The organism is Kitasatospora purpeofusca (assembly GCF_036010405.1).
GTDB lineage: Bacteria > Actinomycetota > Actinomycetes > Streptomycetales > Streptomycetaceae > Kitasatospora > Kitasatospora purpeofusca.
Genome location: NZ_CP108561.1, coordinates 8,957,925 through 8,982,863, shown reverse-complemented (window position 1 = coordinate 8,982,863; position 24,939 = coordinate 8,957,925). Strand labels below are relative to the sequence as shown.

General features: G+C 74.6%; 16 protein-coding genes and 1 pseudogene. 11 read left to right on the top strand and 6 right to left on the bottom strand.

The annotated features are described in order from the left end of the window. The first annotated feature begins 310 nt into the window (after positions 1-310). The 4 genes from OG715_RS39075 (at position 311) to OG715_RS39060 (ending at position 11,588) form a co-directional block, all read left to right on the top strand. Positions 311-2,266, top strand: a complete 1,956-nt coding sequence (locus tag OG715_RS39075) for a DUF6603 domain-containing protein (protein ID WP_266272476.1) — start codon at positions 311-313, stop codon at positions 2,264-2,266. Then, positions 2,263-5,127: a hypothetical protein gene (locus OG715_RS39070; protein WP_266272477.1), complete on the top strand. Its 2,865-nt coding sequence runs from the start codon at positions 2,263-2,265 to the stop codon at positions 5,125-5,127. The genes OG715_RS39075 and OG715_RS39070 overlap by 4 nt, the downstream gene beginning before the upstream one ends. Continuing rightward, complete coding sequence (locus OG715_RS39065; RefSeq protein WP_266272478.1) at positions 5,124-9,719, top strand: hypothetical protein; 4,596 nt, start codon at positions 5,124-5,126, stop codon at positions 9,717-9,719. Before OG715_RS39070 ends, OG715_RS39065 begins: the two co-directional genes overlap by 4 nt. Positions 9,720-9,785: 66 nt before the next feature. After that, complete coding sequence (locus OG715_RS39060; protein WP_266272479.1) at positions 9,786-11,588, top strand: hypothetical protein; 1,803 nt, start codon at positions 9,786-9,788, stop codon at positions 11,586-11,588. A gap of 40 nt (positions 11,589-11,628) precedes the next feature. Here the strand turns inward: OG715_RS39060 and OG715_RS39055 are convergent, their stop codons facing one another. Then, a complete protein-coding gene (locus tag OG715_RS39055) occupies positions 11,629-12,858 on the bottom strand; it encodes an MFS transporter (protein WP_266272480.1) in 1,230 nt (409 codons plus the stop codon). Between the two features lie 74 nt (positions 12,859-12,932). On the opposite strand from OG715_RS39055, the gene OG715_RS39050 reads away from it, so the two are divergent. Continuing rightward, on the top strand, positions 12,933-14,432 hold the full coding sequence (locus OG715_RS39050) for an IS3 family transposase (protein ID WP_266272481.1): 1,500 nt from the start codon (positions 12,933-12,935) through the stop codon (positions 14,430-14,432). 24 nt (positions 14,433-14,456) lie between these two features. Here the strand turns inward: OG715_RS39050 and OG715_RS39045 are convergent, their stop codons facing one another. From OG715_RS39045 to OG715_RS39035, 3 genes are all read right to left on the bottom strand, one after another. Then, positions 14,457-14,822, bottom strand: coding sequence for a hypothetical protein (locus tag OG715_RS39045; RefSeq protein WP_266272482.1), 366 nt, complete (start codon positions 14,820-14,822; stop codon positions 14,457-14,459). A gap of 620 nt (positions 14,823-15,442) precedes the next feature. Beyond that, positions 15,443-16,891, bottom strand: coding sequence for a hypothetical protein (locus tag OG715_RS39040; protein ID WP_266272484.1), 1,449 nt, complete (start codon positions 16,889-16,891; stop codon positions 15,443-15,445). Between the two features lie 272 nt (positions 16,892-17,163). Continuing rightward, positions 17,164-17,310 carry a hypothetical protein gene (locus OG715_RS39035; RefSeq protein ID WP_266272485.1) on the bottom strand — a complete coding sequence of 49 codons (147 nt, stop codon included), beginning with the start codon at positions 17,308-17,310 and terminating at the stop codon, positions 17,164-17,166. 379 nt (positions 17,311-17,689) lie between these two features. Here OG715_RS39035 and OG715_RS39030 point away from each other — a divergent pair, with 379 nt between their 5' ends. From OG715_RS39030 to OG715_RS39015, 4 genes are all read left to right on the top strand, one after another. After that, on the top strand, positions 17,690-18,568 hold the full coding sequence (locus OG715_RS39030) for a universal stress protein (RefSeq protein WP_266272486.1): 879 nt from the start codon (positions 17,690-17,692) through the stop codon (positions 18,566-18,568). A 53-nt stretch (positions 18,569-18,621) separates the two neighbouring features. Further along, on the top strand, positions 18,622-19,260 hold the full coding sequence (locus OG715_RS39025; protein WP_266272487.1) for an Rv1733c family protein: 639 nt from the start codon (positions 18,622-18,624) through the stop codon (positions 19,258-19,260). A gap of 259 nt (positions 19,261-19,519) precedes the next feature. Continuing rightward, positions 19,520-20,221, top strand: coding sequence for a response regulator (locus OG715_RS39020; protein ID WP_266272488.1), 702 nt, complete (start codon positions 19,520-19,522; stop codon positions 20,219-20,221). A 103-nt stretch (positions 20,222-20,324) separates the two neighbouring features. After that, positions 20,325-20,711 (top strand): pyridoxamine 5'-phosphate oxidase family protein, encoded by a 387-nt coding sequence (locus tag OG715_RS39015; RefSeq protein ID WP_266272489.1) that lies wholly within the window; start codon positions 20,325-20,327, stop codon positions 20,709-20,711. A gap of 192 nt (positions 20,712-20,903) precedes the next feature. Here the strand turns inward: OG715_RS39015 and OG715_RS39010 are convergent. Then, positions 20,904-21,662: pseudogene (locus tag OG715_RS39010) on the bottom strand (hypothetical protein); the annotation flags it as partial. Between the two features lie 369 nt (positions 21,663-22,031). On the opposite strand from OG715_RS39010, the gene OG715_RS39005 reads away from it, so the two are divergent. Continuing rightward, positions 22,032-22,586, top strand: coding sequence for a hypothetical protein (locus OG715_RS39005; protein WP_266272490.1), 555 nt, complete (start codon positions 22,032-22,034; stop codon positions 22,584-22,586). 171 nt (positions 22,587-22,757) lie between these two features. On the opposite strand, the gene OG715_RS39000 is transcribed toward OG715_RS39005, so the two are convergent. Beyond that, positions 22,758-23,363 carry a hypothetical protein gene (locus OG715_RS39000; RefSeq protein ID WP_266272491.1) on the bottom strand — a complete coding sequence of 202 codons (606 nt, stop codon included), beginning with the start codon at positions 23,361-23,363 and terminating at the stop codon, positions 22,758-22,760. A 425-nt stretch (positions 23,364-23,788) separates the two neighbouring features. Between OG715_RS39000 and OG715_RS38995 the strand changes: the two genes are divergently transcribed. Then, positions 23,789-24,649, top strand: coding sequence for a universal stress protein (locus OG715_RS38995; protein WP_266272492.1), 861 nt, complete (start codon positions 23,789-23,791; stop codon positions 24,647-24,649). Positions 24,650-24,939 lie beyond the last annotated feature (290 nt).

Sequence of the window (24,939 nt, the reverse complement as noted above, 5' to 3'; positions counted from 1 at the left end):
TCGCCCTGCCGAGAGCTCTTTCCCGCAGGTCGGCCCTCTCTTGAGGAGATGGGTCCGGCGCGTCCCGGCCCATTGCCGTCGACCCGGAACCGGTGCTCCGTCGGATCGGCGAGCGTTTTCCCGTGGCGGTGCGACGCGGCATTCCGCGGTCCGACCGGTGGCGGTGCGCCACCGGCACGTCATTCCCGGACCGATCACCATACGTGGCTCGGGCCGTGAATTGTCACTGCCCGTGATATTTCCCGGCGGTGCGCTGCCCGTCGGCGGCTGTATGCCGCCGACGCGCGGCCGACGAGGAGCGAGGTGTGCCATGGGCGGCATTCCGGGGCTCGACCTGGAGAAACTGGCGGACGGTAATCTCCCGGACACGCTGAAGATCGACCTTCCGCTGCCCCCGGTGCAGTTGCGCGGACAACTGGACCGCAAGGGTTTCACCGAGTTCTCGGGCGTGCTGAGCGCGGCGATGCCGGTCACCACGGTGACGGCCTTCGGCCAGATCTCGCTCGGCCGGCCGCCGGCGTTCATCGTGCTGATGGGCGCGACCTTCCCGGAGCCGGGACTTCAGATCGGGCTGGGCTTCGCGGTCAGCGGCATCGGCGGGGTGGTGGGCGTCAACAAGGCGGTCGACCGGGACACCCTGCTGGCCTGCATCGCCGACGGCACCGCCGGCGAACTGCTCTTCCCGCCCGACCCGGTGGAGGCCGCGCTGCGGGTGATCCCCCGCCTGGCGCCGCTGTTCCCGACCGTTCCGGGGCGGCTCGTGGTCGGGCCGATGTTCCGGATCTCCTGGGGCGGCCGGATGGTCGACCTGTCGGCGGCCGTGGTGGCCGAGCTGCCCGATCCGGTGCGGCTGTCGGTCCTCGGCATCCTGCGGGTGATGGTGCCCGATCCGGCGGCGCCGGTCATCGAGCTGAAGGCGACCTTCGCGGGCCAGTACGACACGGCCGAGCCCAGCGCCTTCCTGATGGCCTCCCTGACCGGTTCGCGGATGGCGGGCATCCCGCTCGACGGTGACGTCCTGGTGCTCAGCCGGGGCGGGGACGACCCGCTCTTCGTGCTCAGCGCGGGCGGCTTCCACCCGGCGTTCCCGGTCCCGCGCGGGGTGCCGAAGCTGCACCGGCTGGCGATGGACCTCTCCCCCGCGCCGTGGCTCCAGCTGCGCTGCGAGGCGTACTTCGCGGTGACCAGCAACACCGTCCAGTTCGGGGCGAAGCTGTCCCTGGTCGCCGAGATCGCGGAGTGCGGTCTGCGCGGGCAGTTCGCGCTGGACGTACTGATCCACTTCAGGCCGACGATGTCGTTCACCGCGTCGATGCGCGGCGCGCTGTCGGTCGAGGCGTTCGGCGAGACCCTGCTGGGCATCGCGTTCGAACTGGTCCTGGAGGGGCCCACCCCCTGGCACGCGGTCGGCCGGGGCCGGATCAAGCTGTTCCTGTTCAAGGTGTCGTTCAACTTCGACCTGAGCTGGGGCGGTGGGCCGCCGCCGCTGCCGGCCGCCACCGTCGACCTCGCCGACGAGCTGGTCAAGGCGTTCGCGCAGCCCTCGGCGTGGAGCGTGCTGCCGCCGTCGGCGGCCGAGCGCAGCCCGGTGCGGCTGGCGCCGTTCGCGAACCGGCTGCTGGCCGAGGGACGCCGGGTGCACCCGCACGGCCGGCTGGCGGCCCGCCAGCACGTGCTGCCGCTCGGGGTGGACGTCGCGCGCTTCGGGCACGCCGCCGTCGACCCGCCGCAGCGGTGGGACATCGTGGAGCCCCGGCTCGGCGAGGACGACGCCCGCGAGGGCTCGGTCGCCGACTCCTTCGCGCCCGGGCAGTTCCTGGACCTGACCGAGGACCAGCAGCTGAGCACCGACGCCTACGCCCAGTACCGCTCGGGCGTCCGGTTCGCCCCCGACCTCTCGGGGCCGGACGACTCGGCCTTCGTCGGGGTGGAGCTCGGCTGGGACACCAAGATCGTCCAGGACCCGGTACCGATGCGCCCGCACCTCCGGCACATGATCCGCTCCCTCTCCCACGTCTCCGCCGAACACGTGGCCGCCGCCGCCTCGATCCGCGACGCCCACTGGTGGCGGACCGCCGGGCCGGCGCTCCGGGTCGCGGCGGAGCAACCGCTCTCGGCGGTGTCCAGCTGGTCGATGACGGAGGTCACGGTCGCGGCCGCGCCGCCCGTCGGCGACACCGGGATGCCGAACGCCGAACTGCGCGACGTACTGCGCGGCCGGGCCGGGGTCCGGGTGGTGGAGGCCTGGGAGACGAGAGTCCGATGAGCGGCGACGACCTGGAGTTCGCACCGTACCTGCAGAGCCCGGTGGGCGCGGCGATCCCCCACACCGCGACCAATCTCCACCCCGACCTGGCGCCCACCTTCACCCTGACCGGGCCGCGGAACCGGCGGATCCCGGTGCAGGGCCAGGGCCTGCGGATGCTCGGCCCCGAGGGCGTGGTGGGCCTGGACACCCGGCACATCCTGCGCGTCGAACCGGTGCCCGGCAGCACCGATGTGGAGCCCAACTACCTGCCCTTCGTGGAGTTCGACCTGCCCGAGCTGCCCTGGCTGTTCACCCCGGCCAGGGCCGCGGGCGGACGCCTGCGGCCCTGGCTCCAGCTGATCGTGGTGGAGGCCGCCGGGCACGCCGTCCAGCCGGGCAACCCGCTGCCCTTCGTCGATGTCGAGAACGCGCTGCTGCCGCCGCTCGACGACGCCTGGCAGTGGGCGCACATCCAGCGGCCGGCCGGACAGCGCGGGCCGTTGATCTCCCGGCTGCTCTGCCCGCGCCGGCTCGACGCCGACCTGGACTACCTGGCCTGCCTGGTGCCGTCCTTCCAGGGCGGGGTGACCGCCGGGCTCACCGGCGGCTTCGCCGAGATCGACCAGCCGGGCGACGCCTGGTCCTCCCCCGGCGGGGGCGTCTTCCGACTGCCTGTCTACTACTCCTGGGGCTTCCGCACCGGCGCGGAGGGCGACTTCGAGCAGCTGGCGACGGCCGTGGTGCCGCTGCGGCCGGAGGAGGCCGGACTGCTGGGCGGGCGGACCGTCGACGTCACCCGGCCCTGGCTGCACGGCGATCCGCTCGCCTCCGGCGACCCGGCGGGCGGCCGCCAGACCCTCACCGTCCAGGGCGTCCTCACCCTGGTCGACCCGCCGCCGGGCACCGTCACCCCGGCCGCCCTGGACGACTTCAGGACCAGGGTCGCGGCCCACATCGACCGAGGCACCGAGACCGAGCTCGCGCCGCCGCTGTACGGCGGCCACCCGGTGGTCGCCCGGACCGTCGAACCGGGCGCGACGGGCTGGCTGGCCGAGCTCAACCTCGACCCGGAGCACCGGATCGCGGCCGCCCTCGGCGCCGACTGGGTCCGGGAGAACCAGGAGTTCCTGATGGCCCGGGCCTGGGACCAGCTGGGCGCCGTCCGGGAGGCCAACCGCAAGCTCCAGGAGACCGTCTTCTGCACCGAGGTCTCCGACTCGCTGTACCGGCGCCACCTGCAGACCCTCTCCCCCGGCGAGCTGATGGCGGTGGCCGCGCCGGTCGGCGACCGGGTCCGCACCGACAGCGGACTGCCGCTGCGGACCGAGGTCGCGGTCAGCCCGGCCCCGACCGCGATGGCCGACCCCGCCTACCACCGGCTGCTGCGCCGACGCGGGCCGCTCGCCCGCCGCGCCTCCCTCGACGGCGACAGCCTGGCCCGGCGCACCATGACCGGCGCGCTGCTGCCCCCGCTGCCCGTGCCACTGGTGACCAGGCCGGGCACCTCGCCCGCCTTCGAGGCCGAGGCCGGCGACGCGTTCGCGGAACGCGTCGACGGCGCCCTGCACTCCGCCGCCACCCGGCACACCACCGGGATGCTGCGCACGATGGCCGCGGTCGCCCCGGCGGCGCTCGCCAACGGCTTCACGGACCAGGCCGGGGCGATCACCTCGCTGCTCGCCCCCTCGGTCGGGCGGATGGCGGGCGGCCAGGAGGGGTTCGCCGCGGACTCCATGACCGCCGACGACCTGCTGATGTCGGAGCAGCTGTTCGACTCCGGGACGGTCGCGCCGCTCGTCGGCGACCTCACCGGCACGACGGAATCGCTCCCGGACGGCTTCGGCATGACGCTCTCCGCCCCGTTCACCGTCCTGCCCGGCCAGGAGTCGATGACCGACGACCCGGGCAGCCGGCTGCTGCAGTACGGGGTGCCGATCGACCCGGACGCCTACCGGCAGCGGCTGGTCGGCGCGCTCGACCCGACGCCGCTGCTGGCCGCCCGGCTGGAGGACCGGATCACCGTGACCGGCGAATCCCTGGTCGCGCCGCCCGAGCGGCCCACCGATCCGGTGATGGTCTGCCCGGACTTCCCCGCCGCGATGGCGCTCGCGATCAAGGAGAGCGAACCCGACTGGTTCCTGCCCGGCATCGCCGCCGTCCCGGACGACCGGGCCGTCCTGCTGAAGGCCAACGGCCCGTTCATCGCCGCCTTCATGGTCGGTGCCAACGACGAGCTCAACCGGGAGATGCGCTGGCGCGAGTACCCCACCGATCTGCGCGGCAGCCCGTTCACCCACTTCTGGCCGCGCCCCGACGGCCTCGCCGACATCCCGCCGGTGCACGGCTGGGCCCCCGACGGCGCCCTCGGCAGCCACCTCGCCCTGGACGCCGACGGCCTGGACGTGCTGCTGATCCGCGGCCGACTCGTCCACCGCTACCCCGGCATGACCGTGGCCGCCGTCCCGCCCGCCGCCGTCCAGGACCCGCTGCTCGCCCCGGACACCTGGGTGGCGCCGGTGATGGTGCTGCCGATGGACGCGCGGACCTGCGCCTACGCCTTCCAGCTGCCGCCCGGCCAGGACATCCGCACCTGGTGGATCGTGCTCGCCGAGAACGGCCGACGGCTGCGCTTCGGCTACGACACCGCGGCCGGCACCGGCCCCGGCATGACGTCCTGGGACGACCTCAACTGGGAGCGCGTGCTGGTCAACGGGTTCGCGTCGCTCGGGCGGCTGCCGGACGACCCGCCGCTCTCGGAGCAGGAGCACCCGCTCACCAACGGGCGGAACTGGAACTCCGCCGACGTCGCCCGGGTCACCCTGCAACGGCCGTTCCGCCTGCTCCGCACCGCCCGCAGCCTGATGGGAGAAGCCCCGTGACCAGCGAGATCGCCGCCGCGCACCGCGCCGTCAGCGACGCCCGGGTCGCCCTCGACTGGTCGAGGACCGGACTCGCCGGCTACGAGAAACGGGTACTCGCCCAGGAGACCGGTCTGGAGGCCGAGCACCTGGCCGCCGCCCAGGAGGCGGACGCCGCCCAGACCCGCTACCAGCAGGCCCGCGAGGCCTACCGCGACCTGGCGACCGCCGAGCCGCCGCTCTGGTCCGAGGACGGCTCCGACCCGCTGGTGCTCCTCCCGTTACGGCTGGAGACCGTGTACCGGGGCCTCGGCGGCCCCGAACCGCAGCTGTGGATCCGGGCCTACCCCGACGACATCCACGTCGACTCCCACGAGACCGGCCTCACCGCCGCGGAGCGCACCGCCACCGCGGACTACTGGGCGGAGGTCTGGGCCGCCGGGCCGAACGAGGAGGGCCGCGCGGCCGCCTGGAGCACCCTCGTCGCCGCCGTCGGCCCCGGCCGGGCCTGCTGGGCCGTCCGCGCCCTGCGCCCGCAGGGCCCCCGCCCCGGGACCGAGACCCCGCCGGACGCGATCGCGCCCTCCCCCGAGCCCTGGGCCGCCGAACCGGCTGTCGTCGACAGCACCTTCACCCGCGCCGCGCGCAGTTACGTGCTGCCCGACCGGCTGGTGTTCTCCGGCTACGAGACCACCGGCGACGGACAGATCGGCCTGCTCTGGCGCCAGGAGGGCGAGCCGATCGACGCGGAGCTGGACGTCGGCCCGGCCCCCGGCAAGCCGGTGCCGCCGCGCTGGCTCGGCGACTTCGACGAGGCCGTCCGGGTCGGCATGGGCGTCCGGGTACCGCTGACCGGACTGCGCACCGACTTCAGCCTGGTCACCGTCACCGGCGTGCGCGGCGGCGGATCCGCCGACACCGCACAGCTGCTCAGCACCCTGCTGGAGGCCCACCGCTGCACCGACGGCCTGGCCGTCCTGCCCACCGGTACCCCCACCAACAACACCGACGCCACCCGCTCGGCCTGGCACCCGCGCACCCCGCCCGCGCCGCCGGACCTCGTCGACGAGCAGCGGGCCGCCCTCGACCCCCGCAGCACCCAGGCGGCGGCGCGGGCCGCGACCGCCCTCGGCCGGGGCGCCGCCGCCGTCCTCGCCGAGGCCGGCGACGGACTCGCCGACGACGAGCACCAGCTGCTGACCCTGGTCCAGACCGCGGCCGGCGCCTTCTCCGCCGCCTCCAGCAACTGGCGCACCCTGGAGGGCACCACCCTGCCCGACCTGACCTTCCTGGTGTCGCACTACGTCCAGCACGTCCGCGGCCGGGGCCTGCTGCCGACCCTGCGGGTGGGCAACCAGCCGTACGGCCTGCTGCCCGTCACCTCGCTCGACCTGTGGCACGGCAGCGAGGTGGACCTGCGGATCCTCAACCACATCTCCGGCTTCCGGACCCTGATCGAGTCGCAGGCCTTCCGCTCCCCCGGGGTCGGCGCCGGCGGCGACCCGGACCAGGTGATCACCGACCTGCTGCACCGCCTGCCCGCCTCCCGGCGCCTGCGGTACCTGCAGCAGGACATCGTCGACGCGCCGTTCGAGCCGCCGACGGACACCCCGATCGGAACCGTTCCGCACGACAGCCGGTTCACCTGGGCGCTGCCGCCCTCCCTGGAGTACGTGCCCTTCCCGGTGGAGTTCCTGTGCGACCGACGGCCGACCGCCGAGATGGTGGAACTCGCCCGGGCCCGGCCGGTCCGCTTCATGTGGGGCTTCTGGCAGCAGGTGCTCCCGGCGCTCGCCTCGGGGCAGGGCGCCTCGGCGGAGCTCATCGCCCGGATGCAGGCACTGTCCGCCTCCACGGAGGCGATCAGCACCGGCCGGCTGGGGCTCTTCTACCACTACGCCACCAGCGTGATGTTCACCTACGCCTTCCACGTGGGCGAATTCCTCCGGGCCGGCGCGCCGGTGCCCGCCCCCGGGGTCGGGCTCAAGAACGGCGAGCTCGTCACCGCCGCCGGCTTCGCGCCGCAGTTCCTCGACTGGCTCTCCCTCGCGTTCGAACAGCTCGCCGCCGCCGAGGACCTGTCGCTCGTCACCCCGCCGCCGCCCGGCCCGTCGGAGCCGCCCCTGCCCGAGGGCGCGGACCTGCCCTACGCCGACACGCCCCGGCTGGAGCTGCTGCTGTGCGAGGCGCTGGACGCCCAGACCCACCGGCTGGACGCGTGGATGTCCTCGGTCGCCCACGCCCGCCTCGCCAAGACCCGGTCCACCCGCCCCGACGGCACCCACCTGGGGGCGTACGGCTGGGTGGCGGACCTCCACCCGCGCCCGGAGTCGCTGCCGCCGGAGGAGCCGGGGCCGGCGGACGGAGAGGGAGACCCGGGCGAACCGGGTGAACCGGGTGAACCGGGTGACGCCGGTGAGCCGCAGACCAACGACGGCTACCTCCTCGCCCCGTCCCTGCACCACGCCGTCACCGCCGCCGTCCTGCGCTCGGGCTGGCTCAGCCACACCGACCGCCAGGCCTTCGCCGTCGACCTCGGTGCGGCCCGGGTGCGCCGCGCGCTCGCCGTCGTCGACGGCGTCCGCTCCGGCCAGAGCCTCGGCGCCCTGCTCGGCTACCGCTTCGAACGCGGCCTGCACGACAACGGGCTCGACGCCCTCGTGGCCGTCGTCCGGGCCGGCTACCCGATGCCCCGCCTGGTCGACCCGAGCGCGCCCGGCAGCGACGAGGCCAGGACGGCGGTCGCGGCCCGCGACGTCGTCGACGGACTGGCGCTGCTGGCCGACTGGCGGGCCCACGGCGAGCAGTTGCAGGACATCCTCGGCAACCTTCCCCCCGAGGACCTGCCCCTGCTCGACGGGGCCACCACCCTGATGCAGGACCTTGCGGACACCGTCGACGCGGTCGGCGACCTGCTGCTCGCCGAGAGCGTGCACCAGTTGGTCGCCGGCAGCCCGCTGCGCGCCGCGTCCTCGGCCGACGGCATCACCCGCGGCGACCGCCTCCCGCAGGACTTCGAGGTGGTCCGCACCCCGCGCGCCGCCGTCGCCCTGACCCACCGGGTCGCCGTGCTCGCGCCCCGCGGACCCGTCCCCGGCTGGGACGCGACCCGGCCGCTCGCCCAGCTGGAGCCCGCCGTCGAACGCTGGTGCGAGGCGCGGCTCGGCGACCCCGGCGGCTGGCGGTTCGACTTCGGCGACCCGGCCGCACCGCTCGCCCTCACCCTCGCCGACCTCGGCGTCTGCGCACTCGACGTGGTCCTCGGCGCCGGGCCGCCGGGCGGTCGCGACCCCGACCCCGCACGGCAGGACACCGCCCTCGCCCGCCGCCTGCTGCGCCGGGCCGCCACCGGGGCGGGAGCCGGAGCCGGGGCGGGAGCCGGAGCCGGGGCCGCGAGCACCCCGCCCGTCACGGCGGCCGGCGCCGCGCGGTTCGCCGAACTGCGGCTGCTCTGCAACGCGCTGGCGGGCGTACTGGCCGGAGCGAAACCGCTGCTCACCTCCCACCTCGACCAGGGGAACGGCGAGGACTGGGCCGGCGCCGACCTGACCGGCCTCGCCACCCGGGTGGAGACCTGGCACAACGCCACCACCAGCGCCGTCGCCAACCTGGTCGAACAGGTGAAGGTGCTGCCGAGCCTCGCCGACACGGTCTCCCGCACCCTGGACAGCCTCGCCGACCTCGGGGTCGTCTCCGCCTACAGCCTCGGCCCGCCGACCGACGACGCCGGGATCGCGGAGCTGCGGAAACAGGCCGCCACCGTCCTCAACCGCTTCGCCGCCGACCCGCTCGCCCCGCTGCCCGGCGCACCGCCGACGGAGCCGACCGAGGCGCTCGGCTGGGTCACCGCCGTCACCGCCGCGGTGTCCTCCGCACTCGCCGGCACCCTGCCCGTCCTCGCCGACCTGCGGCTCGGCGGCACCCCGGCGGGCGACGCGCTCACCGCCGCGCCGCCGGAGGGCGCGGACGAGGACGGCACCGGCAACTGGCTGGTGCAGATGGAACGCGTCCGGCCGAACGTCCGCGCCCTCGACGACGCGCTCGCCGCCGCGGAAGTCCTGGCCGACACCCCGCCCTGCGGCGCCACCGTCGTCCAACTGCCCGCCGGACAGCCCTGGATCGCCCGCGGCCCGGCCCCCGTACCGACCGGGTCCGGACCCGCCGCCCGCCACGGCGCGCTGCTGCGCACCGACGGCGCGCCCGATCCGGACCACGTCGCGGGGCTCCTGATCGACTCCTGGACCGAGTCCGTCCCCGAACCCCCGCGCCCCGCTCCCCCTGCTTCCCCCGCTCCCCCTGCTTCCCCCGCTTCCCCCGCTTCCCCCGCTTCCCCCGTTGGCGCCCCACCGCCCGAGGGCGACACCGGGCCCGCCGTCGAGGAGCTGGGCGGACTGGCCTTCCACTACAACCAGCCCGACGCCCGCGCCCCGCAGGCCCTGCTGGTCGCGGTGCCGCCCGACCCGCTGCGCGGCTGGCGGATGGAGGACGTGCACGCGATCGTCGAGGAGACCTACGCCGTGGCCCGGATCCGCGGTCTGGACCTCAACGACCTCACCGAGCTGCGCGGGCTGCTGCCCGTCCAGACCAGGACCCCGCCGCACCAGCTGGTCTGATCTCCCGCCCCCGGAGCCCGGGGGCCCAGAGAGCCCAAGAGCCCGGAAAGCCCGTCAGGAGGAACCATGCCGACGATGTTCCGGTACGAGCCGGTACCCCGTGACATCGGCGTCGAGGAGGCGCTGGCGGCCCGGATCGGCGACGCCGCCCATCTGCTCGCCCGCCAGTACGCCTTCGGCGAGTTCGCCGGCGACGACGCCGCCTCGCCGGTCGACGTCGCACTCGCTCAGGAGATCCATCTGCTGGACGGCTGGCGGCCCGGCAGCCCCGGGGTCGAAGGTGCCGGCGGGGGTGACGGCGAGGGCGGGGACGGGGGCGACTGGCAACCGTACCGGCCGGGCCGGATGGTGCTGGAGGAACTCGTCGAGCAGGAGCCCGCCGCCGGGCCCGACGCCAGGCTGACACTGGCCGCCGGCCTGCGCTGGCGCCGCGAACTCGCCTCGGCCGGCCTCTCCGCACTGCTCCCCGCGTTCGCCACCACCTGCCCCTGCGCCGTCGACGGACCGCTCGCGCCCGCCCCGCTCGGCGCCGCCGTCCGGAGCCGGCTGCCCGACCCCGTCGCGCTGGCGCCGTGGCTGGCCAGGCTGGTGGACCGGGACGAGACCGCGGCGAAGGAGTTCGGCGCGGCCGGCCCCGACCAGAACGCCCTGGCCGGCGCGGCGGCGCGCTGGCTGGACTGGTGGGCACCGCGCGCGCCGGGCGAGGTGCCGGACGCACCGGCCGCCGACGGCGCCGCCCACGCACCGCCCGCGCCCCCCGCCGGCTGGAACCCCAACCGGCTCGAATACGCCTTCGCGGTGCGCTCCTCCACCGTCCCCGAGCTGGAGCTGCGGGCCCAGGAGTACCCGGGCGGGCACCTGGACTGGTGGGCCGTCGACGCCCCGCCCGCCGACATCGCGGTCGACGAGGCCGCCGTGACGCACGAGCAGCGCGCCATCGTCCCCACCCCGGCGATCTTCGGCGGCATGCCCGCCTCCCGCTACTGGGAGATGGAGGACGCCAGGATCAACTTCGGCGCCGCGGACACCAGCCCCGCCGACCTCGGCCGGCTGCTGCTGATCGCCTTCACCACGGTGTACGGGAACGACTGGTTCTGCTGCCCGCTGCCGAGCCCGGTGGGCTCGCTCAGCCGGGTCGTGCACTGCTCGGTCACGGACGTCTTCGGCGGCGCGACCGTGCTCGCCCACGCCTCCCTGGAGGACCCGGAGTGGAACCTCTTCGGCCTCGGCGAGGACCGCGGCGGCAGCGCCATGGGCGGCGCGGCCGGGGACGGCACCGGACCGCCGCCCTCCCCCTGGTTCTACCGGGCCGCCTCGCTGCCCGCCGGGCTGGAGAGCCCGCCCGCCGAGTCCGTGCTGCTGCTGCGCGACGAGGCGGCGAACCTCGCCTGGGCGGTCGAGGAGACCGTCGGCGACCTGGCCGGGGAGCCGCTGGACCGCTATGCCCGCTGGGTGGCGGCCCTCCCGCCCCGGCCGGCCGCCGAACCGGGCGACCCGCCCGCCGACCGCTACCTGCTCGCCACCGAGGTCCCGGGCCACTGGTACCCGCTGGTGCCCCAACCGATCGACCCGGCCGCCCCGGAACAGATCCGGCTGCGGCTCGCCGGTCTGGTCCGCGACGGCAACACCCCGGCGCGACCGCTCGGCCGGATGCTCGGGGAGCAGCAGTGGCTGTTCGAGGAGGAGGTCCCGCGCTCCGGCGTCCGGGTGGAGCGCAGCCGCCAGTACACCCGCTGGCACGACGGCTCCGCCCACGCCTGGTTGTCCCGGCGCAAGGTCAGCGGCACCGGCTCGGGCTCCAGCGGGCTGCGCTACGACGTCCTGGAGCCCCCGCCCGGTCAGGCCCCCGTACCGCCGCCCGCGGCGTGACCCGCTTTCCCTGACCCGCCCTGGCCCTGACCCTGAGCGGCTACCTGCACCCCGCGGCCTGACCCGTCCGTTCTCTCTGCTCCCTCCGTTCCCTCCGGCCCGACCGTTCCGGCAGGCCCGCGACGAGCAGCGCCGCCAGGCTCGCCGCCGCCCCGACCGCGGCCACCGCCGGCCAGCCTCCGCGCGCCCAGGCGAACGATCCCACCAGGGAGCCCAGCGCGATGCCCAGGAACCGGAGCGTGAACCAGCATGTGTTCAGGCGGCTGTGGAGCGCAGGGTCGAGGGCGAACAAGGCCCCCTGGCAGACGACCTGGTTGCCCCAGGTCCCGACGTCGAGGACGACCACCCCGACCGTCAGCCAGAGGATCCCGCTCCCGCCCGGCAGCAGCACGGCCCAGGCGGCGGCGGTGACCGCGATCGAGGCGAGCACGGCGCGGCGGCGGCCGAAGCGCTCCGCCTGCCGCCCGGCGGCGGTGGAGGCGAGGGCCCCCGCCACGGCGACCAGGCCGAACAGGCCGACGACGGTGGGGCCGTAGTGGTAGCGCTGTTCGAGGAGGAACGTGAGGGCGGTCCAGAAGGCGCCGAAGGAGACACCGACCAGGGCCCCGGAGACGGTGATCCGGCGCACCGCCGGGTGGGTCGCGAAAAGCCGCGGCACCGAGGCCAGCAACTCGGGGTAGGGCATGGCCCGGGCGGCCGGGACCGTGGGCAGTACCCGCCGCAGGACCAGCGTCAGCAGCAGGGTCAACGCGCACGAGCACCCGAACACCGCGCGCCAACCCGCCAGTTCGGCGAGTGCCCCGGAGTACGTCCGGGAAGCCAGCACCCCGACCAGCAGACCGGCCTGGACGGTGCCGACGGTCCGCCCGGGGCTGCGGTCGCCCGCCAGCGCGACGGCCAGCGGCGCCACCAGCTGCGGGACCGGGGAGAGCACACCCAGGACGAAGGCCGCGACCACCAGCAGTCCCGCCGTCGGGGCGAGTGCGCCGGCGGCCAGGGCTCCGGCCGAGGCCGCGCACAGGCCGAGGACCAGTCGGCGCCGGTCCCGGCTGTCGCCGAGCGGCACCAGGAGCGCGACACCTGCGGCGTAGCCGATCTGGGTCGCGGTCGGCACGGCGCCGAGCGTCGCGGGCGGGACGTGCAGTGCGGCGGCGGCGCTGCCCAGCAGCGGCTGGCCGAGGTAGATGTTGGCGGCGGTCAGGGCGCTGGTCGTGGCGAGCAGCGCGGTGACCCGTCGCGGCCCACGGACCTCACGGTCGTTCTCGATCACGGGAAGAGACGCTACGGAGACCCACCTGTGGCAGGCTTTCGCCGATCCGCCGTCCACTGTCGAGAGTGCGCCACATGCATGGCAAGAGCGAGAACCGCGACGACTACCAGCACGTGCCGCGCCCGCTGGCGGCGATGGCCCGCGACCTGCCCGACGGGCACCACATCCCCCCGCACCACCACCGCCGGGCCCAACTGATCTACGGCACCAGCGGGGCGATCACCGTCGTCACCGACCGGGGGACATGGGTGGTGCCGACGACCCGGGGCGTCTGGGTCCCGGCCGGTGTCGTGCACGCGATGACCTGCACCGGGCCGGTCCGGATGCGGACCCTGTACATCGAGCCCGGCGCCGCACCCGGCCTGCCCGACACACCCACGGTCGTCGCGGTGCCCCCGCTGCTCCGGGAACTCGTCGACGCCGCCACCCGCATCCCGCTCGACTACCGGGTCGACGGCCGCGACGGCCGCCTCGTCGACCTCCTGCTCCTCGAACTCCGGGCAGCGCCCGGGCGCGACCACGGAGGAGTCCGCGCAGATCAAGGCGATGAAGAAGGAGATCGCCGAACTCAAGCGCGCCAACGAGATCCTCAAGGCGGCGGCGAGTTTCTTCGCGGCCGAGCTCGACCGGCCGCACCTGCGCTCGTAGCGTTCGTCGACGAGCACCGGGGCCGCTTCGGCGGCGTCGAGCCGATCTGCCGCGTGCTCACCGAGCACGGGTGCAGCATCGCCCCCTCCACCTACTGCGCTCACCGCAAGCGCCTGGCCCCGCCTTCCGCCCGCACTGTGCGCGACGAGGAACTCAAGGAGCTCATCAAGGAGGTCTACGACGCCAACTACCGTGTCTACGGGGCCCGGAAGGTCTGGCGGGAGCCGGGACGGCAGGGCCGCTCGGTGGCCCGCTGCACCGTGGAGCGCCTGATGCGCGAACTCGGCATCTCCGGTGCCGTGCGCGGCAAGAAGGTCATCACCACCATCGCGGACCCAACCGCCGAACGCGCCCCGGACCTGGTGGACCGCCAGTTCGTCGCCAACGCGCCGAACCGCTGCCGGGTCGCCGACTTCACCCACATCGCCACCTGGGCCGGCGTCGTCTGCGTCGCCTTCGTCGTGGACACCTTCTCCCGGCGCATCGTCGGCTGGTCGGCCGCGACCTCCAAGGGGACGCGGCTCGTCCTGGATGCGCTGGAGATGGCGCTGTGGCAACGCGACCGCGACGGATTCCCCTACCAGCGAGGCGAGTTGATACACCACTCGGATGCCGGGTCGCAGTACACGAGCTTCCGGCTCGCCGAGCACCTGGACGCCGCCGGCATCGCAGCCTCGATCGGATCCGTCGGCGACGCCTACGACAACGCCCTGATGGAATCCGCCATCGGCCTCTACAAAACGGAGCTGATCAAGCCCGGCCGGCCCTGGAAGACCCTCTCCCAGATCGAGCTCGCCACAGCCGAGTGGACCGACCGGTACTGCCACCGGCGACTCCACGGTGAGATAGGCCACGTCCCACCCGCCGAATACGAGACCGCCTACCACCTCACAACCACAAAGACCCAGGTCAAAGCCACAACCTGAGATCTCTACCGAACCCGGGGCGGTTCAGACGAAGATGCCGGCCGCCTGGAGGCCGCGGGCGGCGAGGGCGATCTCGTGCCCGAACGGGAGCGGCACGCGGCTGGCGAGTTCCTGGGCGAAGACCTGCTCGATGCGGGGGCGGCCCAGCGCGGCCAGCAGGGCGCCGACGAGGCTGCCGACCACGCCGTGCAGGGACTTCTTGCCGTCCAGCAGCGCGCGGGCGAAAGCGGCGAACGCGTCGCAGCCCTTGCCGCGGTGTCGCTCGACGAGGGCACTCCAGGTCTCTGGGGCCACGTAGCGGACGGCCTGGGCGGCGATGACGTCGCCGCCGCCTCCGCCGACGAGTTGCGCGCATGCCCGGACGGCGCTGTCCGTCTCGGCGCGGCTCACGACCCGTGGCGGGCTCGGAGCCTGACGGGAGGCGGTGCGCTGGGCCGGGATCCGGGGTGTCCTCGACGGCGGTGCGGGGCGTGCGCTCGAAGAGGGGCGGTTCACCGCGGAAGCGGGCCGGCCAGGCCTCCGGCCCGCCTGCCTCGCGGGTGCGCCGCTCGCTGCCCGCCTGCGTGGGGACGGACCGATGGGTCGCGGGCCGGCGGGAAGTCCATGATGCAGATGGCAGCGGATCCCGGGACGGGAGACCCGGTTCCTGCAGAGCTTCCTGTCCTTCTTCATCGCACGGCACCTGTTGACCATCCACAGAGAGTGACCAACACTGCACCTTCAGGAAAGAGGACGAGGACCGTACCGGTTCGATCGGGTCATCCCGGGCAGCCCTGTGACCTCCGGGGTCGGTCGCTCCCGGGCTGCGGGGCAGGTCATGGGTGTACCTCTGCCGCGGGAGGTTGCCCCGATCCGTTCGGTCACCCGTTCACCCTGCGGCGCCGCACCTGGACCGGGCCGAGCGCCGGCCCGGAGACTGTCGTCGGCGGTCCTTCTCCGGCCGGGAGCAGAGTGGTGGGGCCGGGGCGCTTCGTACCCGGCCCCACTGCTCTGTGCGGCGCGGGGATCGTTCAGCGGCGGAAGCCGCGGTGCGGGTCGCGGGTCTTCACGTTCCCGAACGGGTCGAACCAGGCCGCCACGCGCAGGTCGCCCATGCCGATCTGCTGGTTGGTTTCGCCGTCCGGGTCCTCGATGCCGTCGAAGCGGGCGTTGTAGAGCATGAGGACGTCGGTGTCCTGGAAGAACATGTCCGTGCAGGCGTCGAAGTCGTAGTCGTCGCGATGGACCGGCAGTGGCGTGTGGGCGGCGTCGTCCGTGTCGTCGAGTTCGTCCTGGAGGTCGCGGGCGTCGTCGAGGGCGAAGTGGAGGGCGAGTTCCTCTGCGGTGCAGGTCGGCTGCGGCCACCGGCCGTGTTCGAGGTCGTCGGCGAGGTCGTCGGCGGCGCGGGCGAACCGGCGGCGCCATTGGAGGTCCGCGGCGAAGGTCAGCTTCGGCATCCGTGCGAACACGCCCCAGTTGCCTTCGTGTTCGCCTTTCACCAGGCGCTTGTCGCCGAGTTCCTCGGCGTCGTCGTACGCCTCGTCGGCGAGGACCGTGAGCGCGGTGTGGAGCAGGTCGGCGGTGCGGGGGGTCAGCTGCCACAGGCAGCCCTCGTCCTCGCACTCGGGGTCGTCGCAGTGGAGCGGCTCCGCCGCGAACAGGGCGGCGAAGTCCACGCGCTCCTCAGACGGGTCGCTGTCGCCGGGCTGGTCCGCGGCCCGGTGCAGCCAGCCCTTGCCGAAGTCCTCCACGACGGGCTCCGGGCTCCACTGGGCCACCTCGTGGCCCTCGTCCGACCGCAGCCGGTGCGCCTTGCCGAGGTCGAGGAGGCTGTCGGCGCCCTCGACCTCGACTCCGGAGTCGGCGAGCCACATCACCGCTCCGACCACGTCGTGCGGGTCGTCCTCGTCCAGTTCCTCGGCCGGCAGCGGGTTCCAGCCCTGGTCGGTGGCGGCGTCCAACAGGGCCTTCCGGTCGTGGACGTGGAACTCCCTCAGCACGGCGAGGCGGACGACCGGGCCGACGAGATCGCGCAGCCGGGCATCATGGGGCGTCCGCATGGCCCGGCCGCCGCTCTCTTCCTCCTCCGCGCCGTCCAGGTCGACATCCCGGTCGTCGACGGGCTTCCGGCCGCCGAAGCCGGCCGAGTGCTCGGGCCAGTCGAGGAGTGATCCCACGGCGGCCGGCCAGGTTCCGGCGCTCACGTGGGCCACCGCCTGCCGCAGGGAGGCCGCCGGCGCATCGGGGAGCCGTCCGCACAGGTCCTCGACGTGTTCCTCCGACGGGGTGTCGGAGCCCGGACGCAGAGCGCGGAGCAGTTCGGCGGCACGGTGGGCGAGTTCGGGCTCGCGGCAGGTGAGGACGGCCTGGAGCGAGTCCGGTCCGCCCTGGTGGCCGACGAGGACCAGGACGCGGCTCTTGCTGGGGGTGTGCTCGCAGAAGAAGTCGCGGAGCACAGCGGTGGGACGGTGCTGGGGCATGCGGAGGACTCCGGAGGACGGGGGTGGGCAGGTGGTGCCGCACAGGCGTGGAGTTCCGCTGGTGGACGCGCTGCTGGCGCGTCCCCGGACGGTGGTGAAGACGATCGGCCTCGGCTGGTTCCGCCGATGCTGTCGGCGGCCCGGACCCGGCTCTGTCCGACACCGTACCCGAGGGGCCGAGTCGTTGTCCTCGACCGGCGAGGATTCCATGGGCGGACCAGCCGCGCAGCTGGGACGGGATCCGCGCAGGGGCGCGGGCGTGGGGGTCCCTGTCAGGACGGCAGGGCGAACACCCCGATCCCGATGATGCTGCCGACGACCAGAGCGGTCGCGGCGGGAAGCCCGAAGCGGGTGTCGGTACTGCTCTGTCTCCGGGCGGCCCTGGCGGCCCGTCGGTTCCCGCGGTCGGGTGCGGACATGAGGGTGCTCCTCTACCGGGCCGGAAGTCCCTGGCGGGGGTGCCCTTGCCGACCGCTCACTGTGGAGGATCCTGGGCCGGCCGGGCCGGTCCGTCCGAGGGGCCGACGGTCCCCGTCCCCGTGCCGACGGTCCCGGTCCACCCGGCCGGGAGTCCCGGGTCCCGGGCCCGGCCCCGCTGCGAGGGCCCGGGCCCGTCGCGGCCGGCTCGTGCGCGAACCGCGCGGGCCGGATCCCCGAAGCCGGTCGGGGCCGGGACCACCGGCCCGTCGCCGGGTCCTTCGGTCCCTTCCGGAAGCGGGTGCCCGGACGGGAGATTCAGGGCACGCCCCGGCGCCGGATCCCCGGCCCGAGCCCTCGGCGTCACGAAGGGAAGCCACGATGACCCGCTCCGTCCTTGCCGGAATCGACGGATCACCGCAGAGCGAGGCCGCGGCCCTGTGGGCGGCCGCCGAGGCCCACCGCCGGGGCTCCGCGCTCCGGCTGCTGCATGCCTGGCCCTGGCTCGACGCCGGGGACGGCAATGCCTCGTGGCCCGGCGACCTGCGGTCGAAGGCCTTGGACGCCGTCCGAGAGCTCGCCGACCGGATCCGGCGCGACCGGCCGGGCCTGCCGGTGGAGACCGCGATGATCTCGGACGACCCCGTCGACGGGCTGGTGGCCGCGGCGAAGGAGCAGGATCTGCTGGTGCTCGGTTCCCGCGGGCTCGGCGGGTTCGCCGGCCTCCTGGTCGGCTCGGTGGGACTCGCGGTGACGGCACGCGCCACCATCCCCACGGTGCTGGTCCGCTTCGGGCAGGCGCCTGTCGAGCGGCCCGCGACAGCGGCGGCCGCCCGCGAGGTGCTGGTCGGTCTCGACGCGGGTGAACCCGCTGACGCCGTCCTCGAATTCGCCACCGCCGAGGCCGAGCTGCGCGGCTGCCGGCTGCGCGCCGTCCACGGCCGGAGCCTGCCGCCCTCCTGGTCCCTCGCGGGCCCGGTACCGCCTCAGGCCTACCTCATGGAGCAGGAATCCGCCGAGGGGGCCCTGGTCTCCCGGTCCCTCGCCGGGCTGCGGGCGAAGCACCCGGGCATCGACACCATTGCCGACGTCCGCCTCGGCGGCGGCGCCCAGGCGCTGTTGGACGCCTCGGTCCACGCCGAGTTGGTCGTCGTCGGCCGGCGGGAGCGCCGACACCACTTGGGACCGCACCTCGGTCCGGTGGCCCATGCCGTCCTGCACCACTGCGCCGCCCCGGTCGTCGTCGTCCCCCACCCGTGAGCCGAGCGCTCCCCTCACCACGGCCCGCCCGAGCAGCGACAAGGAGCACCGCCATGAACAGCACCCACCGGGCCGAGGGCCCGCCCGCGCCGCCGTGCGGCCACCTGCGCCGTGCCCTGGGACGGGAGCGCAACCCGCTCAGCAGGCCCATCGACCGGGCCCGGAGCCTGGCCCTGGTCCTCACGGCTCTCGGAGTCGTGCTCGCCGCGCTGCTCGGGGTCGGAGCCTCCGCCCTCCGCCTCGCCGCCGAACAACAGCGGACCGCGGTCGCGACCGCGGTCCTGCACCACGTCGAGGCCCTGGTGGAGGGCTCCGTCCGGAAGGCGGAGGCCACCGTCCTCGGCGGGAAGACCGCCTACCGCGCGGACGCCGCGTGGAACTACCCCACTGGGCGGAGCAACACCGGCACCATCGATGTCCCGCGGAACACCGAGCCGGGCGCCACCGTCGGGATCTGGGTCGACCGGGACGGCCACGTGGCGGCCACGCCTCCGAGCACCGCCGACCTCGTCGCCGACACCGTGTGCGTGGGCCTGGTCCTCTTCGGCCTGCTCGGTGTTCTCGCCGCCGCCGGGCTCTGTGCACGGCTGGGTGCCCTCGACCGTCGGGCCGACCGGGCGTGGACGCGGGCCTGGGCCCGGCTGGAGCCGGTGTGGAGCGGCCGCACCCCGCGCGACAGCCACCAGGACTGATCCGGGGCGGTACCACGGCCCCTTCGGTACCGGCCGCTGCCCCCGGCGGAACTCGCCGAGTTCGCCCACAAGAGAGGTGCGGGGCGCTCCTGCCCATCCGGATTCCCCGTGCGTCTCCCGTCCCAACCCCTTGCCGCTCCCGGTGCCCCAGACGAAACAGGGCCGTCCGGCCCTATCGCAACCGCCCCCGGTCACGCCAGACTTCGCGGTGGTTCCACACGACCCGCCACCGGGGCGGGCCCACGGGGTTGGAGTGGTGATGACGGAGAGTCCGGCGGGCGGGGCGCGCGGCCCGGTCAAGGTGTTCCTGATGGACGACCACGAGGTGGTCCGCCGGGGCGTTCACGACCTGCTTGACGCGGAGCCCGACCTCCAGGTGGTCGGCGAGGCCGGCACCGTCGAGCAGACGCTCGCCCGTGTCCCCGCGCTGCGGCCGGACGTCGCGATTCTCGACATGCGGCTGCCGGACGGCGACGGGGTGACGGTCTGCCGCGAACTGCGCTCACGGATGCCCGACCTGGCCTGCCTGATCCTCACCTCCTTCGACGACGAGGAGGCGCTCCTGGACGCCATCATGGCCGGGGCCTCCGGCTACGTCCTCAAACAGATCAGCGGCACCGACCTCGTCTCCGCCGTACGCACCGTCGCCTCCGGCCAGTCGATGCTCGACCCCGGCGCCACGACCCGGCTGATGGCCCGCCTGCGCGGCGAAGCCGCCCCCGCGCCGAGCTCCGACCTGCCCCAGCTGACCGACCGCGAGCGCGAGGTCCTGGCCCTGGTCGGCGAGGGACTCACCAATCGCCAGATCGGCCAGCGGCTCTACCTCGCCGAGAAGACCGTCAAGAACCACATCTCGCGTCTGCTGGCCAAACTCGGCGTGGAACGGCGCGTCCAGGCCGCCCTGATCGCCACCCGGCCCCCGGCCGACCCCACCCGTCCCACCGGGCCGGCCGGCCGCTGAACCGGCCGGACCGGGAGACCCGGCCGGGCAGGTCCGGTCGGCAGCGTGACCGGGGACCAACGGCCTCTCCCCCGACGCCGGGCGCGGCGGCACCATCGGTGTCATGACACCTCACTCCACGACGCTGGACGAGTGGGAATGCCGACGACGCCTCGCCGGCCTCACGGTCGGCCGGGTCGTCTACACCGTCGACGCGCTGCCCGCCGTCCAGCCTGCCCGTTACAGCCTCGGCGCCGATGGCAGCGTGCTGCTGAACGCCGGTGCCGGGTCCGAGCTGGTCCGCGCGGTGTCCGGCGCGATCGTCGCCTTCGAGGCAGGAGAACTCGACGCCACCGAGGGCAGCGGCTGGAGCGTGACCGTCCTCGGCCGCGCCGATGTGATGCCGGACCGGGTGGCAGCGAACGGTCCGACCGACACGGTCACCGTCCGCATCCTTCCCGAACTGGTGAGCGGCCGCCTGTTCGCGTCGACACGCCCGGACAGGCTCTGACCGGACCTCGGCATTCCGGGCCCCGAACGCCCCGCACCGGGAACTGGCTCAGTGAACCAGGGGCACCGACCAGGCCAGCCTGGTACCGCCGGACTCGGGGCTCGCCAGCTCGAACGCTCCCCCAGGCTCTCGGCGCGCTCGGCGAGGTTGCGCAGCCCGCTTCGCCGCCCCTGCTCCGCGATGCCCACTCCGTCGGTCCGTGAACGCCGCCTCCGCCGTCCACCGCGCCAGCAGTAGCACGCCGTCCACCGGACCGCCCGCCCGGCCCAACGGCACGGCCACCGCCGGTCCGAGACCGTCGTACCGCCACGGCCCGGCCGGGAACCGCGGATCGCCGGCCAGGTCCACCGTGGCCGCCGGAGTGCCCTGCACGCACGCCTCACCCGCCAGCGTGCCCTCCAGCGGCACGTCCAGGCCCAGCCTCCCGGCCGCGTTCCCGCCCAGCGCCAGCTCCACCCCGCATCGTCCCGGTCCCCGGAACGGGCACCGGGACGTCCGAGAGCTCGGCGACGGTGATCTCCCGAGCCCGACGCGCGATCAGCTCGACCACCTCCGAACGGGACCCTCCCGACAGCAGACCGCGGGTGATCTCCGTACTGGTACCGAGCCAGCGCTGCTGACGCTGCGCCTCCTCGCACAGCCGGGCGTTGTCGATCGCCCCCCCGGCCGCCACCGCCGGCGTGGAGATCACCGACTCGTCGTCGGTGTCGAACTCCTCGCCGGAGCGCTTGTCGGTCAGGTACAGGTTGCCGAACACCTCGTCACGCACCCGCACCGGCACCATATCGCGGCCGCTTCCACGATGCGCCGGAGCGCCTGCGTCAGGTCCAGCTCCCGGCCCACCGACAGCACGACCTCCAGCAGGCTGTGCACCCGGTCCCGGGTACCCCGGGCCGCGTCGATCCTCGCCTGCAACTCCTCCAGCAGCTCGTCCAACCGCAGCTGCAGGATCCGCGACCGAACCTCGTCCCCACCACGCGAGCCTCCTCGTCCCCTGCCATCGGCCGGTCGATTCTGGCCGACGACGGTTACGGCGTGACAGCGCCCAAGCCCCGCTTCCGGTCACCCGGCGACACCTGTCCGGTCCGGCACCGGGTCCGGGCAGGTCGACGACCGCCGTCCGGACGGGGCGGGCTGCTCCGTCGGACCTGCCCCCGACGCTCCTGGGTGACCCGGCCGGGCCAGGCGGGGCACCCGGCTTGCGTCCGGTCCACCACGCCGCAGGCTGGGTGGTGGCCGGCGTGTCACGTGGCGCAGGACACCAGTTCCTAGCGTCGCCCCCGGCCCTCCCCCCTCCACGCCCCGAAGAGGTGTACCCCGATGCTTCGTCGCCCAGCCTTCGTTCTCGCCGCAACCGGCCTCACCACCGCGCTGCTCCTGCCCGTCTCGGCCACGGGAAGCGCCGTGGCGGCGCCGCTCCTCACTGCGGTGACCTGCACCGGGCAGTCGCAGATCAGCTACTCGCCTCCCCTCACGAACACGGCCAAGCCCACGGCCATCACCGCGCACGGTGACTTCGGCGCCCTGGCGAGCCCGGGGCTGTGTCTCGGCGTCGGCACCTCCGTCACCTCCGCCCACTACGACGAGAGCTTCAGCAACCCGTCCCAGTCCTGTTCCTCCGGCATCGCTACCCAGAGCGGGACCCGGGTCTTCACCTGGAACGACGGACAGACCAGCACCTTCCCGTACACGACGACCCTGACCAGCATCGGCGGGCAGAGCGCGTCGGTCCGCACGGGCACGATCTCGGCCGGGCGCTTCGCCGGCCTGGCCGCCGAGCAGATCACCATCGTGCCGAGTCTCGACCCACTGGCGTGCGACGGCGACGGCATCGCCCACACCACCTCCCGGACGACTCTCAGCATCGGCCCCTGACCGAACCCGCACGCGACGGCCGCCGTCCGCCGGCTCCGAACCGTGGACGGGAGCCTCTCCGGAGCACGGCGGCCGGTCGGCCGACGACGTCTCACCGGGCACCCGGCAAACGGGCGGGCCGGCCGCGACGGAGGTCGCGGCCGGCCCGGGGGCGGTGGTGGTGCACGGACGTCAGCGGAGCCAGGCGTTGTCGCGGACCACCGGCAGCTCCGCCCAGCGGCGACCCAGGCCCCAGGTGGCGCCGGAGCCGGTCACGGCCAGGACGACCAGGACCAGGGCGTAGAGGACGTGGTAGTCGAGCAGCGGATTGGTGGATCCGCTCGCGGCGCCGTCGGCCAGGTGGCGGGCGGGCGGCCACTCGGCGGCCCACATCAGGGCGAGCAGGGCGGTGCCCCCCACCGCGGCGATCCGCAGCCCGACGCCGCCGATCAGCGCGAGACCGAGGCCGAGGAGGCTCAGCATGAACATCCAGTCCACCCAGGCCTGGCCGGCCATGGCGTGGAAGGTCCCGCGGAACGGCCCCGCCGCGACGTGGCTCAGGAAGCCCTTGGCGGGTGAGGCTCCGTCGATCCAGGCGCGGCCGTCGGCGGTGGAGTAGCCGAGGCCGAAGGTCTTGTCGAGGAAGGCCCAGAGGAAGAGCGCCCCGAGCGCGATCCGGACGGTCGCGAGAGCTGCGGCCGTGGCCGACACGGTGTGTGCGGCGCTCTGCCGGGCGGCGGTGCGACGGAGGGTGGCGCGGCGGGGCGTCAGGGGCGTGTGGGCGTGCTGGGTGGCCATGATCGGTTCTCCTCCGGTGGGGGTGGTTCGTCGGTGGTGGTCCGTTCGAGCCGGTGCGCCTGTGCGCCCGGTTCCGACTCGGGTCGAGCAGAATTTCGGGGTGGTCCGGGCCGAGCGCCCGTGGCAGTGCCGCCTGCGGTGAGGAGGGCGGCGCGGACGACCGTTTCGATCGCGGTCCCGGCATCTGCTCAAAGCGTGCACCGTCGGTGACGCGCCGGTCTGCGGGCCGTTGGTCCCGGCTGCCGGAACGACGGTCCCGGTGCGGCCGGCACTCCCCGGGAGCACCGGCCGCCCCGGGACCTTCGGTACCGAGGTGGGGCTGCTCGGCCCCTGTGGCCGGGCCATGGGCCGGCGGGACTCTGGTCGCCGGACGGGACCGTGCGCACCGGCGCCACGGCCGGCCGGGGACCAGGGAGGTCGTAGTCATGTCGCACGGTGTGGTGGTGGGGATCGACGGTTCGGCGCAGAGCGCGGCGGCGGCCGCGTGGGCGGCCGGGGAGGCCGAGCGCAGGGGGCTCGGGCTGCACATCGTCCACGTCGCGGGTACGGAGTTCGACGCCCTGGAGCGCGACCTCGGCGGTGACACCGTGGTCCCGCAACCGATCGCGGAGATCCGCGACCGCGTCGCGGCCGCGCTGCCCGGGTTGGCGGTGTCCTTCGAGATCTGGCCCGGGAATCCGGCGGAGACGCTCGCCGCCGTCGGCGGGCGGGCGGAGCTGCTGGTCCTCGGGTCGCGCGGCCTCGGCGGCTTCACCGGCCTGCTGGTCGGCTCCGTGGGACTGCGGACCGCCGCCCGCACCGGCTGCCCCGTCGTGCTGGTCCGCGCCGGGGAGGACGGACCGGGGGGACCGTCCTCCGACGTAGTCGTGGGCGTGGCGGGCGACCGGCCGTGCGACGCCGTGCTCGAATTCGCCTTCCGGCACGCGGCCGACACCGGTTCCGCAGTGCGGGTGGTCGAGAGCCGGACCACGTCGCACGGCCCGTACTCGACCGAGGCCCCCGTCGACCAGCAGCAGATCAGGGAGTCGCTGGCGGCCGCCGAGCAGCTGCGCCTGCGGGACGCCCTGTCCCGTTGGCGGGAGAAGTACCCCGACGTCCGTACGGAAGCGGAGGTCTGCGCCTGGAGCCCCGCGCGGGCCCTGGTGGAAGCCTCCCGCAGCGCCTCCCTGGTCGTGCTCGGACGGCGTACACCCAAGCACCAGGTGGCGGCGCCCCGGCTGGGATCGGTGACGCAGTCGGTGCTGCACCACGCGCACAGCCCCGTCGCCGTCGTACCGCACGACTGAACGACTGAACGACTGAACGACTGAACGACTGAACGACTGAACGACCGTGTCGGCGTCGGCGGTGCCGCGTCACCGTGGCGGCACCACCGCCGACGCCGTCCCGGAGACCGCACCACTTCCCGCGACGGACGGCCGGGCCGGCACCGACTGCGTTCCGCAGCAGGGACCTTCGGACCGGATCCGGGTCCCGAAGGGCCGGTCCGCCCCCCGCCCCGCACGAGCAACCCTTGAACAGAAGGCGCCCGCGGTCCCGCCGGCGCCCGGCAGTCGGACGATGACCCGGAGAGGCA

What these genes read in the sequence shown, in the direction of transcription:
- OG715_RS39075 (WP_266272476.1), top strand. Translation starts at nt 311, where the DNA reads ATGGGCGGCATTCCGGGGCTCGACCTGGAGAAACTGGCGGACGGTAAT.
- OG715_RS39070 (WP_266272477.1), top strand. Translation starts at nt 2,263, where the DNA reads ATGAGCGGCGACGACCTGGAGTTCGCACCGTACCTGCAGAGCCCGGTG.
- OG715_RS39060 (WP_266272479.1), top strand. Translation starts at nt 9,786, where the DNA reads ATGCCGACGATGTTCCGGTACGAGCCGGTACCCCGTGACATCGGCGTC.
- OG715_RS39050 (WP_266272481.1), top strand. Translation starts at nt 12,933, where the DNA reads ATGCATGGCAAGAGCGAGAACCGCGACGACTACCAGCACGTGCCGCGC.
- OG715_RS39040 (WP_266272484.1), bottom strand. Translation starts at nt 16,891, where the DNA reads ATGCCCCAGCACCGTCCCACCGCTGTGCTCCGCGACTTCTTCTGCGAG.
- OG715_RS39035 (WP_266272485.1), bottom strand. Translation starts at nt 17,310, where the DNA reads ATGTCCGCACCCGACCGCGGGAACCGACGGGCCGCCAGGGCCGCCCGG.
- OG715_RS39030 (WP_266272486.1), top strand. Translation starts at nt 17,690, where the DNA reads ATGACCCGCTCCGTCCTTGCCGGAATCGACGGATCACCGCAGAGCGAG.
- OG715_RS39025 (WP_266272487.1), top strand. Translation starts at nt 18,622, where the DNA reads ATGAACAGCACCCACCGGGCCGAGGGCCCGCCCGCGCCGCCGTGCGGC.
- OG715_RS39020 (WP_266272488.1), top strand. Translation starts at nt 19,520, where the DNA reads ATGACGGAGAGTCCGGCGGGCGGGGCGCGCGGCCCGGTCAAGGTGTTC.
- OG715_RS39015 (WP_266272489.1), top strand. Translation starts at nt 20,325, where the DNA reads ATGACACCTCACTCCACGACGCTGGACGAGTGGGAATGCCGACGACGC.
- OG715_RS39005 (WP_266272490.1), top strand. Translation starts at nt 22,032, where the DNA reads ATGCTTCGTCGCCCAGCCTTCGTTCTCGCCGCAACCGGCCTCACCACC.
- OG715_RS39000 (WP_266272491.1), bottom strand. Translation starts at nt 23,363, where the DNA reads ATGGCCACCCAGCACGCCCACACGCCCCTGACGCCCCGCCGCGCCACC.
- OG715_RS38995 (WP_266272492.1), top strand. Translation starts at nt 23,789, where the DNA reads ATGTCGCACGGTGTGGTGGTGGGGATCGACGGTTCGGCGCAGAGCGCG.